Raw genomic sequence first — 18681 nt, 5'->3', positions numbered from 1 at the left:
TTCAATGTGTCAACACCCCATTCAGGCGGGTAAAACCTTGCTGCAATAGATTTAGCTTGGGTCGTAGTGCAAGACAGCGATCGCTCAACCGTTGCATCACCCTCATCTGGTGCAGGTTTAGACAAGCCTGATAGTAAGTAGATGTCGCCCCAAATCGTTGTTCTGCTTCCTGACAGAGAAACGCTAAGCCCGCATCATGATTGCGAAACGTCTCTGTCTGTATCAGCCAGTCAAAGGCCTCCTGGGGTGCAAACAGAGAGGTTTCTTTGTAAAACAGCAACAAATTCTCTTTTGACAATCCTTGCTTGACGCCTTCGGTAAACCCTAGACGCAAATATTGCAGGGCAGATGGTTGATTTTTTTGATTTCGATGAGATAAAGCACCGTATAGATAGAGCGACGATAAGTTGGTGGGTTCACTGGTCAAATATGCTTTTAGATCGGCCATAACAGTGGCTGCTTTACCGCTTTGGTGAATCCGCCGAACGGTTTCCAGTAAAGTTCTGGCGTCAAAATTTCTCAGCAGTAACAGCAAATCGACGTCGGGCAAAATCGTCTGAGTGGTTGCCCACATCGATGGCGGAGTCCGCTCTTGCTCGGTGGCTTTAGGAGACAGCGTTTCAGCACCACTCTCGGATGCCCCGACATGAGTCACCACTTTTTCTAACAAGCCAGGGCTGACCTGTCCATAGCCTTTGTCTACAGACCGGATAGCGGCTGCCAGGTCTTCGGCGGGAGTATTTTTGAGGAGATATCCTTTTGCACCAGCCCGAAAGGCTTCTGCCAGGTAGTTTCCCCCATCCTGCCCACTCAAGACCAAAACTTTGGTATCGCTAAACCGTTGACAAATTCTCTTAGTCGTCTCAATGCCGTCAATTCCGGGCATTTGAATGTCTACCAACGCAATATGAGGCTGCAACTCTGCAACTAGCTCAATTCCTTTCTCCCCGTTATCGGCACTGCCGACAATGAGAAAGTCTTTTTCTTGTTCCAGCAACACCATGAGTGCTTGCCGGATGGTGGTTTGGTCATCAATGATGAGGATGCGAATCGGATCTGTCATCAGCACGTTGTAGGTGGAGGCAAAAATTTCGACAATGCCCTTACATCATTAATCAAGAAAGAAAGACGGCATCAGAAAACTTTTGCCAATAAACCAATTTCCTCAGGCACAAAAAACGAGGGCATGGCTTAATATCGGCATGACGTTGCCAGCGAAACTTCCGGTTTCACCGGCAACGGTACAGCAAAATGCAGTAACGCGAGATGTTGAGTCAGGTTTGTAAGGATCACGGACTTAATAACCCGTAATTCTTGGGTAAGGGCGCACAGCTGTGCGCCCCTACAGAGCACTTGACGGATAGGAATTATTTAATCCGCGATCCTAAGGATTTAGGAACCGCTCTCGGCGTGCAAATTCCTGTTCACCAATGCCCAAAAATCATTACAAATTACCAATGTCTGGTCGAGGGTGTTATATACTTCCGCATGTTACAGGTACGTATAAAACGGGTGTTATGGGGTTAATTGTTCAAAAGTATGGGGGTTCTTCCGTCGGTTCCGTAGAGCGGATCAAATCAGTGGCTCAACGGGTCAGTCAAACGGTAGCCATGGGGCATTCCCTGGTGGTGGTGGTCTCAGCCATGGGGAAAACCACGGATGGATTGGTCAAGCTTGCCCACGAAATTTCTACGAACCCCAGCCGTCGAGAACTGGATATGCTGCTGTCTACAGGAGAGCAGGTATCGATCGCACTGTTGAGTATGGCGTTACAAGATATGGGGCAGCCTGCTATTTCCATGACAGGTGCGCAAGTTGGCATTGTGACGGAAGCAGAACATACCCGTGCCCGGATTTTGCGGATTGAAACCGATCGCATGGAACGCCATTTGAAAGATGGCAAAGTGGTCGTAGTGGCGGGGTTTCAAGGCATCAGCAGTAGTGGCGATTTAGAAATTACCACCCTGGGCAGGGGCGGCTCTGACACATCAGCGGTTGCTCTAGCCGCCGCCCTACGTGCCGACTGTTGTGAGATTTATACTGATGTGCCGGGGATTTTGACCACCGATCCTCGGATCGTGCCAGATGCCCAACTAATGCGCGAGATTACGTGCGATGAGATGCTGGAGCTTGCCAGTTTGGGCGCAAAAGTGCTGCATCCGCGTGCCGTAGAAATTGCTCGAAATTATGGCATGACGTTGGTCGTCCGATCGAGTTGGACAGATGATCCGGGAACGAAGGTAATTTCGCCCTTGCCCAAACCGCGATCGCTAGATGGGTTAGAAATTGCTCAACCTGTGGATGCGGTCGAATTTGACACCGATCAGGCAAAAGTCTCAATGCTGCGGGTGCCCGATTGTCCAGGGGTGGCAGCACGTTTGTTTGGTGAAATTGCAACCCAAGATCTGGATGTGGATTTGATCATCCAATCGATCCATGAAGGCAACACGAATGATATTGCGTTTACCGTGACTCGCAATTCGTTAAATCGAGCGGAAGCGGTGGCATCAGCGATCGCCCCGGCATTGAGAAACGATACGACTCCGCATTCTGCTGAAGCCGAGGTGCTGGTCGAGCGGCAAATGGCAAAGGTAAGTATTGCCGGAGCCGGCATGATTGGGCGACCCGGAGTAGCAGCGCAAATGTTTGCCACGCTAGCCGCCGCCGGGGTGAATATTCAGATGATTTCTACATCTGAAGTTAAGGTGAGTTGTGCCGTCGATTTGGCAGATTGCGATCGCGCGATCGCGGCACTGTGTGAAGCGTTTGAAGTCAACAGTTCGCCGATGCGAGGGCAACGATCAGACATCCACGATCCCGGAGTCGTAGAGACGCGATTCGTGTCGTCCAGGACAGAGACATTTGACCCGGACTCGGAATCTCTGTCTGTGCCCCCCGTGCGCGGCGCAGCATTAGACCTGAAGCAAGCACGACTTGCGATTCGCCATGTACCCGATCGCCCCGGCATGGCAGCGAAGGTATTCAGTTTGCTCGCTGACCACAATATCAGCGTGGATATGATTATTCAGTCGCAACGGTGCCGCCTGGTCAATGGTGTCCCCATGCGAGATATCGCTTTTACAGTGGCTCAACCTGATGGCACGGCAGCAGAGGCAATCTTGCAAACCGCTGCGATGGAACTGGGATGGGGTGAGATCGTGCTGGATGAGGCGATCGCCAAAGTCAGCGTTGTTGGTACGGGCATGATCGACTGCCCTGGGACAGCTGCCAAAATGTTTGCCGCATTGGCGAAAGAGCAAATTAACATCCAAATGATTGCCACATCAGAAATTAAGATTAGCTGCGTTGTCGCGGAGGCAGAAGGGGTAAGAGCATTGCAAGCGGTTCATGCCACCTTCGATTTATCGGGTAGCGAAACGATTGATGTGCCAGAACGCAAAGGTGAGGTGTTTAGTTAAATCTCACTCTATGTGCCCAAAAAATCGTTTAAATTGATACACGATTTTATTCTGGACGCCTTGCTGGGCGCAGCTTCCTATTAAAACGGCATCAGCCGACAATGGCACCTACGGGCAATGTGTGGAAACGCAGCGCGTTTCCACACATTGCCCGATTAGTTCTAAACGCATAGCACTATAGCCAATTGCCCACCAGGACAAAGGGTGCCCAAAAATAGGGACGTTGCCGATATTGAGGATCGTCCAAAAGCGATCGCTGTGCCCGACGTAGCGCTTCTGCTTTGGTGACAGTGGGATGGGTCAACTCTGTATAAAATCGCGTCATCAGGGCAGACGTTGCTGCATCATCCACACTCCACAGCGAAGCAACTGTACTGCGTGCGCCAGCTCGAACTGCCATACCCGCGATCCCCAATGCTGCACGGCGATCGCCAGATGCCGTCTGACATGCACTTAACACCAGCAACTCAATGGGTTGACGACGATTCAAATCAGTATTTTGCAAAATAGTGTTCAACTGGTTGATATCAATCCGGTCATCCCACGCCAGGATAAAGGTATCGTCGAGATTTGAGCTAAATTTGCCGTGGGTCGCCAAATGCACGACAGGATACGGTTGCCGATCCACCGCATCTTGTAAGGCACTACTGGTAAATTGTTGATTTAACAAAACCCGCGTCGGCACTTCATCTTGAATTTGGGTCAGTTCACTACCCACACTGGGTAACGCTGAAAAGCCCTGACGTCCCTCCGTCAGACCTGCCGCCAGGATGGTTAAGCGTTGTCGTTGCAGCGATCGCGGACTGAGTAACTGTAACCCTGGTGTGAGGGCAATGCCATAGCGTTCGACTAAATAGGTCTGCCCATTGTGCAGTACCGACATTGGCACACTACGCAACGAACCATCCAGCACAAATACCAGCGTTTCCACCTCGCTGTTGGCTAAATCAGCGTCTAGCGGTCGGATCAGCCAATCATAAAACTGTTGTGCCAGCGGTAAGATTTGAGCGTCTGTCCGGCGGCGATCGGTCAACAACGGACGAAACCGTAGCACGGCTGCCTCTATCTCATCCGCAGAAATGGGGGTCGAGTAATGGCGCAACGGCTGCTGCGGCGCACTCAAAATAATTTCCAAGCGATCGGGCAGAATGATCGGATAGATGACGGCTGCCTGTTGATCGATCTGGTCAATATTGACCGCTTGAGCATCTAAACATGCCGAACGAAAGAAATCTTCTAACTCTGCCAATTGCAACGATTCGATCGCCTGTCTTGCTTTTTCGATGTGTTCGGCTTCTGTTTGCCCCGGTCGGCTCAGCAGCAGACTGACAAATTCTCGATAGACAGGTTCTACACTGGCTTGAAACGAAAATTGTACCTCTGGATTGATGGCAACCAGATCGTTGCGCAGGGATTTTAGACTATTAATCGCTTCTGAATAGGCGGCGATCGCGGATTCATGGAGATCATCGCGATCGCTGGCTTGATCAGACCGTGCCTTTAAAATGCGTCCGAGCTGCCATTGCCAGCGGTAAGAAATATCGTCGGCATTGACACTCTGTGCCAGCAACAAGCTGCGTTCTGTGATTTGGGTGGCATTTTCCCACGCCGCCGTTTGTTCATACAACGTGCCCAGACTGCCGATGGCATAAGACTCCGCACGGCGATCGCCCAACTGTTGTGCCTGCCGGATTGCCCGAGTCAGCCATTGTGCAATCTCGGTGGGTGCCGTATCGCTGATCCCCAACGCCTGACCCCTGACCCCTAAATCCATTAAACTACTGGCAAAATTGACCTGTGCATAAATGGCAGTGCGGCTTGGCGGTAAGCTTTGTAGATCGGTTTGCAGTTGGGGTAAGAGGGTTGGGATGTCAGAAAATTGTTCATTTCTTAAGAGCAAACTTAACTGATTCAACTGAATCTGTACCCGACTCAGAAGGGAGGTGGCATGGGTACTGGCTTGTTGGTAAAGGTCGAGTGCCTCTTGGGGATCGCCCTGTGCCCGAACTGTGTTGGCTAAACTGAATAAGGCATCACTCATCAGCTCCGGGTGTTGCAACCGTTGTGCCATATCAAGGCTGGTCTGCAATACCTCATGAGAACGTGTCAAATTCCCGGCAACTCGCAGCGCATCTCCCAGACTTCTTAAGCCAGTCGCCTTTAGAGCAGAATCGGGCTGAGCCTGGAGGCGATCGCTAACATCAGTCAGGGTGGCGATCGCTCGTCGATATAACCCCAAGGCTTGCATCGCCTGAGCCTGGTTAATCTGGCTACGAATCATCGCCAGAATATTCCCCATGCGCTCATAGGTTGCGGCGGCGGTTTGCCAGGTTATCAGGGCGGCTTCGGTTTGCCCTTGCTCTAGTTGTAGACGACCTTGAATATCGAGAGTTTGGGCGACCACAGAGTCATAATCTGGATCGTTTTCCAGGGAAGGGTTGTGAAGGAGTGTCTGGCTCTGATCGAGGGCAGCATTCGCATCGTCCCAGGCTCCGAGCTGCTGATAGGTTAATGCGAGATTGCTCAGGGTCATTGCCTGCCGCAGACGATCGCCCGTTTGTTGATAGGCGTTCAAGGCTTGCTGAAAAGCGGCGATCGCCTCTGTAAATCGTTCCTGCCGATAGAGGGTTCTACCCGTCTGATCAAAGGTTTGTCCTGATGTCGCTGCCAGAGCAGGATCCGCGGCTGGTGATTGAACCGATTGAGCTGCTTGAGCCGAATGAATCGGGGGCATTTGAGCCAGATTGGGAGATGCCCAACTACATAGCAGTGACGTAACACACGCCAAAACCCCTAGCCCAAGAGGAAAAAGCTTTGCTAGCCTACGGTAGAGCGATCGCCAAACCCGTCGATCATGCATACTTGAAGATTATTATCTATACAGGGGATGTATAAAATTTTAAGGGGTAGTGCTTTGTGCACTACCCCTTCGTAATTTTCTTAATCTATGAGGCAGTCATCCCTTGCCACAGGGACGACATGCAGAATGTAGATCTTTTACCCAGATTGAAGCTGTAAATCAGCCGGAATTTAGTTTTAGGCGTCTGGAACTTCTGTTACTGAACGCTGCTCCTTGAGGGTTTGAAGTTGCTGGAGGAGAGCTTCAGTTTCGGCTTGCAGATGGAGCAATTCAACTCGATGACTGGCTTGATAGGGAAGTTTAGCAAGCTTCGTCAAAGATTCTTTAGCACTAGAGAGTGCATCGGCGTCCTCCAGGAATACATCTGGAGATTGAGGTCTTTCAACAACTGCTGAAGAAGTGTTCACGTCAGATAAACGGGTTTGTAATAAAACAGTGCTAGTCATTTTTACTCATTCACACCACAGCAATATTGTAACTTAAGCTTAATAATCGATTGTATTAAATGTGTCGATTTGCTTTTATTCGCCTGTGTCGGTTTAACAACTGGCTGAAAAGCAACCCACACTGCTACGTTCGATTTCAGCCCAAGGGGATAAGTCGAAGATAATCCCTGGATCATGATACCCACGATTACCCGGTTTCACCATTAAGCTATGTCCCTCTGTGCTGAAATCTTGCACTCAATTCAAAAACGATAGCTTTGTCAATTCTCTATAAGCCTGAGCCTGGTAAGGATGTAGGGACGCAACTCCCTATTTCCTCGATTCTGTTCAGATTTTTATATAGGATTGTGGATTTATTTGCCCGATCCATAAAGATCGCGACAATTGGGTTAAACGGCTTGAATATAGGGCAGACGAGCCTTGGCTACAGCCCTCTTACCGAGGGAAAAACTAAATTTAAAGGTTCAGTTATTCGGTAGTAAGGCAGAGTGAGGCGCATCATGCCTGAAAATATTTAACCCGAGTGTTCCGCTTGATAACGGCAACCCAAATTTCTATCGTTCTTTAGAAATATTAAAGCTCTATAAAACTTTAAAACAGCAAAATTAGCAACTTTTATATAGCGAGTCTGGATTTTTCTAGGTGGATTGGACGGTGCAGATCCGGGGTCAGCGGAGCTGACTGAAGGTGCTCAACCCCATTTCCATCAAATGGTTGCTCGATTGCGAAGGTGGGTGATCCCGATCCAAATTTCTCATCGCAGGGTTAGGGGTGAATTATTAGGTTCAGCATTTGCAGGCTGGCTGTCAGATAAACTAAAAGTCTGGAGTATATCAGGTGTGTCAGTCGGTTTTGCCAACCTCTGCTAGACCATCTGCACTCTAATTTTTTGACTTCTACGTAAAACTGAGACTACGCTGTTGTGACTATAAGTTTATCTTCTGCTAATTCTGAAATGACCGCACCCAAGCCTGAAGGTCCGGCAAAGGCAGGCAACTGGTTTGGGTTAATTGAGGCATATCGTGCTTATCTGCCGGTTAGCGATCAAACCCCTGTAGTCACACTGCATGAGGGGAATACGCCGTTGATCCCGGTGCCTGCGATCGCCGCTCAAATTGGGAAAGATGTGCAGGTCTGGGTCAAATACGATGGGTTAAACCCTACGGGCAGTTTCAAAGACCGGGGCATGACGATGGCAATTTCTAAAGCCAAAGAAGCCGGGTCGGAAGCCGTGATCTGTGCCAGTACCGGGAACACCTCCGCGTCTGCGGCTGCCTATGCCCGTCGGGGTGGGATGAGGGCATTTGTCGTGATCCCCGATGGCTATGTGGCACTGGGGAAGTTAGCCCAGGCGCTGTTATACGGGGCAGAGGTGTTGGCAATAAAAGGAAATTTTGACCAGGCGTTGTCGGTTGTGCGCGAACTGGCGGATCAGTACCCGATTACCTTGGTCAACTCGGTGAACCCCTATCGGATTGAGGGGCAAAAGACATCTGCGTTTGAAATTATCGATGCGCTGGGCACTGCACCCGATTGGCTCTGCATTCCCGTAGGCAATGCGGGCAACATTACGGCATATTGGATGGGGTTTTGCCAATATCATCAGGCAGGCTTGAGCGATCGCCTGCCTCGAATGATGGGATTTCAAGCCGCCGGAGCCGCTCCATTAATCTCCGGGCACCCCATTGCCCACCCCGAAACGATTGCCACCGCTATTCGCATTGGCAACCCTGCCAGTTGGCAGCAGGCCGTCACGGCTCGTGATGCCAGTCAGGGGCAGTTTCATGCCGTTACCGATGATGAAATTTTGTCCGCTTACCGGCTACTGGCATCCCAGGAAGGCATTTTCTGCGAACCTGCCAGTGCTGCATCGGTTGCAGGGCTGCTGAAGGTAAAAGATCAGATCCCGGTGGGTACCAAAATTGTCTGTGTGCTGACGGGTAATGGCTTGAAAGATCCTGATGTTGCCATCAAGCACTGCGAAAACCAGGTGAAACCAGGAATTGAGCCAGAAATGCAGGCGATCGCCCAAGCTATGGGGTTCTAATCTGAATAATTCACCAGAGTTTCCGACAGACAAATATTTATTGAGAGAGCGACGGCGGAGCCGTCGCTCTCTCAATAAATGACACTTCAAGAAATCCTTAATCCCATAGATCATTGAGCGCCATCCTGCAAGGATGGCGCTCAATGGGTTCTCTACATAATTTTATTCTGAAGGGAGATTGATCGAGCCAACCGGCTCAACCAGACCATTGCGCCCGGCGGCTCGCTCGCGGGCCAGCACATTCATCGTATCGCCCAATGCATCGGTCAGCGCTTTGCGGGTGCGCTCGTGATCCATCTGCTCTGCTTTTAGAGCTTGTGCCAGATGTTTGCATTCGACCAGGCTTTGAATCAGCTTTTCTTTTAGCTCTTGCAGACTGGTGAGATCTTCGACTTCTTGTTGAACAGCAAGGCGATCGCCGGAGCGAGGCTCTGCCCCAGCCAGAGGCGACTGGAAGAGTTGGATCTCTTCTTTTAAGCTCTCTATCGTCTGTTTGGCAAGATTGGCTTCCGTGCGGCGTTGCTTGGCTTCGGTTTCATACAATTTCCGCCAATTGGCTGCTCCAGCAAACGCCTCGTCGCGCTCCTTGTAAGCGTCGTCCAATTTTTGCTGGAGAAACTTTATTTCTGCTAGCCACTGTTTGACATCGTGGGTCATTGAAGGCTCCTCATGTCGCCTATGCTAGAGAGTCTAAAACAAAATTTGAGTAATCGCTTGCGGTGCTGGCAAGATGATCACAATTAACAGGGTTAAGGCAAGCAAGCCTAAAAAGTCTCGCCGATTATCCAATTCATTCACATCATTCAGGGTTGGTTCATCAACGACCGGAATGAAGAATAGCAAGATCGCCCACAATAACAATTCTTGTTGGGCAAAGGCTAAGGCTAGCACCAGTAGACGCGCGACTTGACCAATGACAGCACCCGTTCGTTGACCAAACATCGCATGGACGATGTGCCCTCCATCCAATTGCCCAACGGGCATAAGATTGAGCGCTGTGACCACAATGCCCAGACAACCGGCGATCGCAACCGGATGCAGTTGTAAGGCTTTGTCGATCGTCAACTCATTCCCTAGCGCTAGTTTACTCAACAAAGCTAAAAGTAATGATGAAGTTGGTTTGAAGGAATCGAAGTTAAATAGACTGGAGGTGTCTGCCAGCTCAACAACCTCAGAGTGGGCAAAGCCCCACACCAAAATCGGCAGCGCTACCAAAAATCCGGCGAGGGGGCCCGCAATTCCTACATCAAATAAAGCTTTACGGTCTGGAACGGGGGAACGCAGCTGAATAAAGGCTCCAAACGTGCCGAAGGGGAAAAACGAGGTGAAGGGAACCGGAATAAAATAAGGCAGCGTGGCGCGAATCTTGTAAAAACGAGCGGTCAGATAATGGGCTAACTCGTGAATGCCCAAAATTGCCATTAATGACAACGCATAAGGAATCCCTGTCGAAAAGACTGACCAGTTTAATTGCGGTGTTTCCACCACGGTTGGATCAGAAAAAACAACACCTGCCCAGGTGGTAGTCAACAGGGTGGCAACCAGCAAAACAAGCCCTAAGCCCGGACGGTTAACAACTTGATCCTCCGGTTGCGGGGTTGCTTGATTGCGGGGGTTAGGAACGAGCGCGAAGAAAGGTTTGCCGTTTAATCCTTCTTGAAAAATAACCAGGAAGCGATCGCCAAACCTGGCTTCAATATTCTCGCGAATGGTGCGATACGCGACCTCCGGAGATGATCGCAGTTGCCCCCGGCAGATCAGTGCCTGAGGGCGATACTCGATATTTTGTAGATAATAAATCGACCAGGGAAAGCAAGTCTGCAAATCTGCCTCTTCTTGCCGATCGATCGGGCGGAGATTGGGGCGCTTTTCCGTGGCGGATGGGTTTGTTGGGTCGCCAGATGAGGGTTGTGATTCGGGTGTCGAGGCCTGGGGCGGACGCCCCCACTGAATCAGCCAGTAATACAGAAAGGGACAGACGATAAACGGTCCCAGTAGAAGTAAGGGCGGGATAGGGGTCGTTTCACCTTTGAACAAAACCCAAACCGTCCAGATTAAAGCCGGAGCCATCAAAACGAGCCAGAGCATCCAGACCGGAGTGCGCGTGATCGTAGCCGCACTGCGTTGAACGATCAGGTATGTAATGACTCCTAAAACAATCAACCAAACAAGCATGCTGTGAATATTGAAAAGCTGCAAACCTAGATCTCAGAAGCCGACGAGTGTACTCAAAACAGCATCCATTAAGCTTAATGGATATTTTGATAACTCATGCTAACCGTATCAACGCCGGGATAGTAAATTCTCTCTTGATCTCCAGGATATCGTTTTAATCGTGTCTTCTGGGTCAGCAACGTTTAACTGATAAAGATGACTCGACTAAGATGCTTGTCGAAGTCCACATGTCTTAACCTGACATCCCTGTATTCGTATCAATCAAATATGAAACTGCAACTGTTTAAGAGGGGTGTGGGGGTGAAACCCCCATAAAGGAGGCAGCGCCCCCTTCACCCCTGCTTTTAATTCGACGCATCTTCATAATAGAAATGGCATCAGGATTTAAAAAACGGATAAACCCCTGGTAGATGGATAAAAAAGCAACTCAGTTTTGGTCATCGCATTAAGCTCGTGGATTTCATAAAACCGAAGATCTAGGGTTGGAAGCGCGGCGTCGCCGCGCTTCCAACCTAAACGTTCGGGGTTTAATTGATCGGTGATCCTAAGGCGTGACAGAACTGAGGCGTTTGATAGAAAGATCGAATGTTTTTAGGAGATCTTGGTAGAAAAAATTAATGAAACATACTTAGTTTAGGCTAGCAGAAATCGAGTCTGACTTGAGCAATTCAGGGTTAAGCCTAAAGAATTACGCAATATTTCGTTAATTTCTAATCCTGAGTACTATTTTTTGTGGCGCGGGCGTCGCCCGCACCACAAAAAATCATCACAGTTCTAGGACTGCCGAAAAATGTATCGATGTGGAATTGACTTGGGTGGTACCAAGATTGAAGGGGTGGTGTTGGACAGTACAGGACAGCCACTCTGGCGCGATCGCATTCCCACCTATCGAGATAACGGGTATGACTTTATTCTCAGCAGAATAAAACAGATCTACGACCAGATGCTAGAGCAGATGGGGCAGCAACCCCATACCCTTGGCATTGGCACACCGGGAGCTATTTCGCCCAAAACGGGGCTACTGAAAAACTCCAACACAACCTGTCTGAACCAGCGATCGCTGCACCGTGATTTAGAAACTGTCTTAGGTCATCCAGTTGCTATTCAAAACGATGCCAATTGTTTTGCCATGGCAGAAGCGCTCTATGGAGCTGCTGTTGGGGTAGACATGGTGTTTGGTGTCATTATGGGCACCGGCTGTGGTGGCGGAATTGTCTACCGGGGGGAGTTAATCAGTGGCGGACGGGCGATCGCTGGCGAGTGGGGGCATACATCCATTGATCCACAAGGACCCCAATGCTGGTGTGGACGTCGTGGCTGTGTCGAAACTTTAATTAGTGGGGGTGGATTGGAACAGTTATATGAACACCAGTTTGGCGATCGCTTGCCACTCACTCAGATCCTGGAGAAATTTCGCGCAGGCGTTCCCGAAGTCATCCCGTTTGTAGACCATTTTTTCCAAAATTTTGGTCAAGCGATCGCCAATGTGATCAACATCCTTGACCCCGATCGGGTGGTGTTGGGGGGTGGACTATCGCATATTGATGAACTCTATACTTTAGGCATACAAGCTGCCTCAGAACGGGTGTTTAGCGATGGGTTGGAAACGGCGATCGTCAAAAATCAGCTCGGTGATTCGGCAGGAGTGATTGGGGCGGCGTTGATCGGGGTTTGAGGATTGCTGTAAAGTGACTGTATGTATGACGACGACTTAAGCCTACTAGATGCAGATGCTGATCTGGAAAGCCCCTTAGACAAGATGGGGACGATCGAAGCTGAAGCAGAGATCCCCAAGCCAGATCCGGAAGAAATGTTGCCGCTGCTGGAGTCGCCTGACAATCAGCAACGGATGTTAGCCGCGCGTGCATTTTGTGAATTAGAAGATAAGCGGGCGATTCCCCATTTGATTCGCCTGTTAACCGATGCTTGTCCTTTAATTCGGGTAAGTGCTGCCTATGCATTGGGGCGCAACCCCAGTGACACGGCGGTTGCTCCTTTGATTGACCAGCTTGAGCAAGACTGGAATGGCTATGTGCGCAAAGGCATTGTCTGGGCATTGGGCAACTGTCGCGATCGCCGTTCTTTAGAACCCCTGACCCATGCTCTGAAAACCGATATCCAAGCAGTGCGGCTCTGGGCTGCGAGCGCCCTGGCACAGATGTCAAATGTTAGCTACGAGGCAATCATTAACGTCATCCCTGTTCTGATCGAAGGCTTGCGGCGTGACCCCGTTTCTGCCGTGCGCAGCAACTGCGCCTGGGCTGTTGGGCAACTGTGTCGTGATTTACCTTCCAATGTCGTCTATGCAACGGCGATCGATGCCCTGATCGAGTCGTTTGCAGAAGATGAAGATATGGGGGTGCGAGAAGATGCGCGATCGGCAATTCTCAAGGTGGGTGATACCCGAGGATTGCAGGTGATCGAAGAAATTGAGCAGGATGGCTTGATCTAAGGATCATTCACCTGAAGTTTATTGAGCGCGCGACGGCAGAGCCGTCGCGCGCTCAAACTGTGATGGATTAAGGTTACGAGGCTCAGGGAACAGGGATTTTATTACACTGCTAACGTCTATAGCGCTGTGCGGGTTGATTCAGTACGGTGTTGTGGGGCGCGGAGCGCCCCACAACACCGTTTCTGTACTGAAGAACTTGCACTCCTGTGGTGCGATCGGGAGTGCAATCGCTGCTTACGGTGTCGTTTTACAGAGTTGGGCATCACTTTGATTGACATTGGGATTGGTTTGCAAGTAATCACTCACCCAATTGCAGCCTTGCTCTAACAGTTGAGTCAGATCTCCCATAACTGCTAAGTTGCGGACCAAAATGGTTCTGTCGTCGCTGGCTGTCACCAGTTGCAACCCATCGGGACTAAATTTGACATTATTTACCCCTGCGGAATGCCCTCGAATGGTTGTAATCAGCGTGCCATCCAGTTTCCAGAGTTTAACCGTGTTGTCATAGCTGGCACTGGCAAGGATTTGACCATCGCGACTGAAATCGACATCAACGACGCCATCTGTATGCCCTTCCAGGGTTCTGATCAGCGTGCCATCCAGGTTCCAGAGCTTGATGGTGTTGTCATAACTTGCCGTGACGACCATTTTGCCATCCGGGCTAAAGTTGGCAGCATAGACCCAACCGCTATGACCTCTAAAGGTTTGTATTAGGGTGCCATCTAAGCGCCAGAGTCGGGCTGTGTTATCCCAACTGCTGGTGAGTAAGGTTTGCCCATCTCGGCTGAAGCCCACATTTAGCACACCAGAGTCATGTCCTTTAATCGTCCGGATGAGTGTCCCTTCTCTGGTCCACAGACGGACGGTTCGGTCTTCGCTGGCAGAGGCGATCAGCTTGCCATCTGGGCTGAAGGCGACATCTTTCACGGGGGCACCATGCCCAGTCAAGGTCTTCAGCAGTTGTCCATCGCGACTCCAAATTCGAACGGTGCGATCGGAGCCTGCCGAGATTAAGGTTTGCCCATCGGAGCTGAAGCTCACATCCCAGACTAAACCTTGATTGCCCACCAGGGTTTTGAGCAGGGTGCCGTCTCGGTTCCAGAGTTTAATGGTTTTGTCGGCACTGGCAGAGGCCAGTAATTCTCCATCGGGAGAGAAGGCTACATCGTAAACCTGGGCACGGTGATCTTGGAGGGTAAGGGTGAGGGGTCGCTGAAGTTGCCACAGTCGAATGGTGCGATCGCCGCCGGTGGACGCCAGCATTTGACCATCGGGGCTAAAGCTGAGACTGCGCACCTGAGAACTGTGACCGTTGAGAGTGTTAATCAGCGTCCCATCTAGTTTCCAAATGCGAACAGTTTTATCCCAACTGGCAGTGGCGATCGTTTTGCCATCGGGGCTAAATACTGCATCATACACGCGGGTATCGTGGGCACGAATCAGCCGTACCAAAACGCCATCGCGTCGCCACAACCGAACGGTATTATCTGAACTGGCAGAAACCAGTAGTTGCCCGTCGGGGCTGAAGTTGATACTACTGACCTGGGCGTTGTGTCCTCGCAAGACTTTGACTAAGGTGTCGTTGACGTGCCACAGACGAATGGTGCCATCGTCTCCTGCCGAGGCGATGAGTTGCCCATCGGGACTAAATTTGACATCCCGAACTGCGGCACCATGACCTGCCAGTGTCTTGACCAGAGTGCCATCTAATCGCCAAAGTTGCACGGTATGGTCTTCTCCAGCGGTGGCAATGAGTTGACCGTCGGGGCTAAAACTGACACTGTTGACTTCAGCGGTAAACCCTGTCAATGTGCGGATCAAGGTGCCGTCGGTGCGCCACAGTTTGACGGTTTTGTCGGCACTGGCAGACGCAACGATTTGATTGTCTGGCGAAAAAGCAATTCCTAAAACCTGGGCAGTATGTTCCTGTAATCGCGCGATCAGGCTACCGTTCGATCGCCACAGCCGCACATCATGATCGGCGCTGGCGGAGGCAAGCATCGTGCCATCGGGGCTGTAGGTTACATGCCAGATTAATCCGGCGTGCCCTTCCAGGCGATTGCGTTCTTGGATCCAAAACACTGTCTGTTGCAGAGCGGTCACAATCTGCGCCCGTAGGGATGCATCGGTGTTCAATGCATTGGATTGTTGAAAGGCTCGTCCGGCACGGATGCTTTCGAGCAAGGCATTAAAATATTGATTGGATAGATATAAGCCTTCGGACGAACGGCTGAGGGCAATCAACTGTTGGCGTTCGGCAGTGATCCGCAGATCGTCTGCTATTCGACGGCTCCCTAACGCCTGCCGATAGAGCACAAAAGATGTAATCCCAAAACCAACGGCAATGGTTGAGGCGATCGCCACAATACCCAGCCAGATCCGCTGTTGCCTGAGCGTTTTGCGTTGCTGTTCTAATTCTGCTTCCTGACGGTTAGTCTCTGCTTTGCGAGATGCCCAGATATAGTCTCGCTGGAGTAGCATTGGCTGTGGTTCTTTATCATTGCTCTGGGTCAGCCAATCTTGGGCTGCCTTCAGATCGCTGCCCCGCAGCAAAAAGCTATCGTCTTTTTTCTTGCCACTCCATTCCAGTGCCCGCATCAGCAACCGCGTATGGGCGCGGACATAGTTGAGATCCGTATCCAATGACCGAATCAGGTTCCGTAACCCGGTTTCAAAGTCATCTTGTGGACGTAGAAAAATCCAATTCAGTTTGGCAATTTCTGGATGCACGTCTTTGGGATCTACATCTTGATACAGGATGGGAACGATCCGTTTTTTATGGTGCAGGGCGTGTTCCACTTCCTGACCGCAAACCTGAGATTTGACAGAATCAGGGCTGAGGGTAAAGACAAAGGCATCGGCTACTTCAATGCCGACCTGAATTTCTTTCCACCAATCAGCCGCAGAGGGAATATTGTCCCAGTCGATCCAGACTTCGCGACCCCGTTTTCGCAGCGCTTCATAGAGTTGCTTGGCAAAGCTTTTGTTGCGACGAGAGTAGGAAATAAAAACATTCGCCGCTTCCGTCGGACTATCCAACACCTTCCAAATATCGGTAGGCATTTGGCGGTTGGATTTATGTGCCAACTTGATGCGATAGGTTTCTTGCCCGGTTACGGCAGACACTTTAACGTACCGCAGATCGACCAGTTCTTGGAGCAGCACCCTGGTCTGGGCTGGGTCTGTCTTTAAAAACTCCGATACCTGGGTAATACTAACCTCCTCCTGACGCATCATCCAATTCACCAAATGTTGGAGATGATTGGGTAAGGTCAGGATATCTGCAATTCTTAACCCCGTTGGGCTGGAAGCATCGTCTGAAGTCTGACTCGTTGAACTTTGCGTCATGAGAATTCCTTAGGATAAAGGCTCGGGCAACTATCCTGTAGAGCTGAGACGCCGATAGAACACCCTGATGATGAACGGTCGGTCGCGTAGATGGACGAGATGAGCTAAACCCCCACAGACGTGCGATCGCCTGTTGATGTCGCTAAGGATCGTGGATTTAATAAAACCGAAGATTTATTTTTGTCAGTGCGGCTCCGCCGCGCTGACAAAAATAAACGTCCGGGTTTTAATTAATTTGTGATCCTAATTTGATAGTGATATTCATGTAATGATTTTTTGTGGCGCAGGCGTCGCCCGCGTCACAAAAAATCATTACATTTCCAGGACTACCCTATTTTTATAGCTAAGGTTATGTTCCTGATTCTTAATCCAGGATATCCTTGGTCTAGCGTAAAAAGATAAAGCTTGTATCGTAGCTTGAATCAACGTCATTCGGAAATCTCTGCGCGTGTGTTTCTGGCAGTTCATCCCTTCTGTACTAGAATGGCGTAGCAGTCTAAGTCTCGCTAAAGGTCAAATTCTTACATTTTTTGCAATTTTCCGGCAATTGTAACCTTTAGTCAGAACCCGATAAGGGATAGCTTTTTCATCATCGTTTTTGCTCCCTAGTGATTATGACGAATCCTCAGCCAAATCTACTGGAGCTTGCCAAACAAGGCAACCCAAGGGCGATCGCCGTTTTAATGAACCGTCCTCTGCAACCCCGAGGTATTACTGCTGATGTCACCTCTCAGGGGGGTGATTTGCTGGACGTGACTCTAGAGGCGGAACAGACCCCTAACCAGGAGTCATTGGCGCAGTTTGTCCATAAAGGGCTGTCGAATTTGGGCATTGCTTCCATCAACCGCGTCAGACTGAGCGGAAAACGTCGGGGACAAGCTGCCGCAGATTGGGTTCAAGAGTTTGAGCTACAAGCTCTTCCTGATTTCTTAGAAACGCCGACGGCTGTTCAGACACCGCCCCTGCCAACCCCTCCAGTTCCGGCACCCCCTATCCATCCAGCCCCCGGTGTCAAGCCTTCGCTTCCGGTTAATCCAGCTATCACTCAACTGAATTCATCGACTCAGTTGCAACCGGAATCCGTTGCCGATATTGAGGCAGACATTGACTCGGCTGAGAGTAGTCAGGCAGAGATTAACCATTCAGATGTTAGTCAGCCGGATATCAGGCTACCGGACGTTCATGCCTCAGAACTGAGACAGTCAGATATCGAAGCGGCTGAGCTAGAAGCCGCAGAGTTAGAAACGGGCAGACACCGAGCCACCCAAGCAGAAGCCGCAGAAGAAGCGGAAGCCGATCAATCAGGCTCGCCAAATCTGAGTCAAACTATTTTGGCAGTGGCGATCGCTGTATTGTTGGGTCTGAGTGCGGCGTATATCTATACCAAATTCTTTTCCCAGCCGCAGGTTGCTTCCAATCCAGAAGGCGTTCCGATTCCGTCTGAATCTGGTGCAACGAGTCCAGGTTTGCCGTCGCCAGACGCCAGCCCGAGCGATAGCCCTGCGGTCGCAGAAAGCCCAGGGGAAGCCTCGCCTGCGACACCGGCAACCCCAATTTTGGCGTCTCCGCCAGAGAGTCCTTCGCTTGCCCCGACCGAAGCGGCACCATCGCCACAGACCACCAATCCAGAGCCAACCCCTCCTGGACTGACCGATGATCCGTTCCGCGATGCGGTCAACAAAGCGACAGAAGCCGCGAATCTGGCACAATCGGCAAATACCCCTGAGCAATGGCAAACGATCGCCCAGCTCTGGCAAGAGGCCGCCACACTCATGGCATCGGTGCCACCCCAAAACACCAGCTATCGAATTGCCCAAGACCGGGTGCCGCAGTATTTAAGTAACCGCGACTATGCGGTACAGCGATCGCAAACGGGAGCGTTGTAAGCACATAAATGTTGTAAGCACATAAATAGAGGTGAGCGGCAACGCCGC

The 18681-nt window shown here is 50.6% G+C and carries 11 protein-coding genes; 5 read left to right on the top strand and 6 right to left on the bottom strand.

What is annotated here, in order from left to right; genetic code table 11:
• Window position 1: 1 nt before the first annotated feature.
• Entirely contained in the window at window positions 2-1063 is a 1062-nt protein-coding gene (locus ACR6Z4_RS19215) for a response regulator (RefSeq protein WP_479718925.1), read from the bottom strand.
• A 454-nt stretch (window positions 1064-1517) separates the two neighbouring features.
• Here ACR6Z4_RS19215 and ACR6Z4_RS19210 point away from each other — a divergent pair, with 454 nt between their 5' ends.
• Window positions 1518-3419, top strand: coding sequence for an aspartate kinase (locus ACR6Z4_RS19210; RefSeq protein WP_479718955.1), 1902 nt, complete (start codon window positions 1518-1520; stop codon window positions 3417-3419).
• Window positions 3420-3594: 175 nt separating this feature from the next.
• Here ACR6Z4_RS19210 and ACR6Z4_RS19205 read toward each other — a convergent pair whose 3' ends face one another.
• Both ACR6Z4_RS19205 and ACR6Z4_RS19200 read right to left on the bottom strand, forming a co-directional pair.
• Complete coding sequence (locus ACR6Z4_RS19205) at window positions 3595-6279, bottom strand: CHAT domain-containing protein (RefSeq protein WP_479718924.1); 2685 nt, start codon at window positions 6277-6279, stop codon at window positions 3595-3597.
• A 176-nt stretch (window positions 6280-6455) separates the two neighbouring features.
• Window positions 6456-6725 (bottom strand): hypothetical protein, encoded by a 270-nt coding sequence (locus ACR6Z4_RS19200; RefSeq protein WP_479718923.1) that lies wholly within the window; start codon window positions 6723-6725, stop codon window positions 6456-6458.
• 922 nt (window positions 6726-7647) lie between these two features.
• On the opposite strand from ACR6Z4_RS19200, the gene thrC reads away from it, so the two are divergent.
• Window positions 7648-8772: a threonine synthase gene (thrC, locus tag ACR6Z4_RS19195; protein ID WP_479718922.1), complete on the top strand. Its 1125-nt coding sequence runs from the start codon at window positions 7648-7650 to the stop codon at window positions 8770-8772.
• 162 nt (window positions 8773-8934) lie between these two features.
• Here thrC and ACR6Z4_RS19190 read toward each other — a convergent pair whose 3' ends face one another.
• The gene (locus ACR6Z4_RS19190) at window positions 8935-9429 is read right to left on the bottom strand and encodes a hypothetical protein (RefSeq protein ID WP_479718921.1); all 495 of its coding nucleotides are present in this window, start codon (window positions 9427-9429) and stop codon (window positions 8935-8937) included.
• Between the two features lie 33 nt (window positions 9430-9462).
• Window positions 9463-10947: a site-2 protease family protein gene (locus ACR6Z4_RS19185; RefSeq protein ID WP_479718920.1), complete on the bottom strand. Its 1485-nt coding sequence runs from the start codon at window positions 10945-10947 to the stop codon at window positions 9463-9465.
• A gap of 790 nt (window positions 10948-11737) precedes the next feature.
• On the opposite strand from ACR6Z4_RS19185, the gene ACR6Z4_RS19180 reads away from it, so the two are divergent.
• Window positions 11738-12622 carry an ROK family protein gene (locus ACR6Z4_RS19180; protein WP_479718919.1) on the top strand — a complete coding sequence of 295 codons (885 nt, stop codon included), beginning with the start codon at window positions 11738-11740 and terminating at the stop codon, window positions 12620-12622.
• 21 nt (window positions 12623-12643) lie between these two features.
• Window positions 12644-13399: a HEAT repeat domain-containing protein gene (locus ACR6Z4_RS19175; RefSeq protein ID WP_479718918.1), complete on the top strand. Its 756-nt coding sequence runs from the start codon at window positions 12644-12646 to the stop codon at window positions 13397-13399.
• A gap of 234 nt (window positions 13400-13633) precedes the next feature.
• Here the strand turns inward: ACR6Z4_RS19175 and ACR6Z4_RS19170 are convergent, their stop codons facing one another.
• Window positions 13634-16747 carry a WD40 domain-containing protein gene (locus ACR6Z4_RS19170; protein ID WP_479718917.1) on the bottom strand — a complete coding sequence of 1038 codons (3114 nt, stop codon included), beginning with the start codon at window positions 16745-16747 and terminating at the stop codon, window positions 13634-13636.
• Window positions 16748-17361: 614 nt separating this feature from the next.
• On the opposite strand from ACR6Z4_RS19170, the gene ACR6Z4_RS19165 reads away from it, so the two are divergent.
• Complete coding sequence (locus ACR6Z4_RS19165) at window positions 17362-18633, top strand: hypothetical protein (protein ID WP_479718916.1); 1272 nt, start codon at window positions 17362-17364, stop codon at window positions 18631-18633.
• Window positions 18634-18681 lie beyond the last annotated feature (48 nt).

This window comes from Calyptranema fuscum S582 (genome assembly GCF_055793305.1).
The sequence above is the reverse complement of the archived record's forward strand: the minus strand, read 5'-3'. Positions and strand labels throughout refer to the sequence as shown.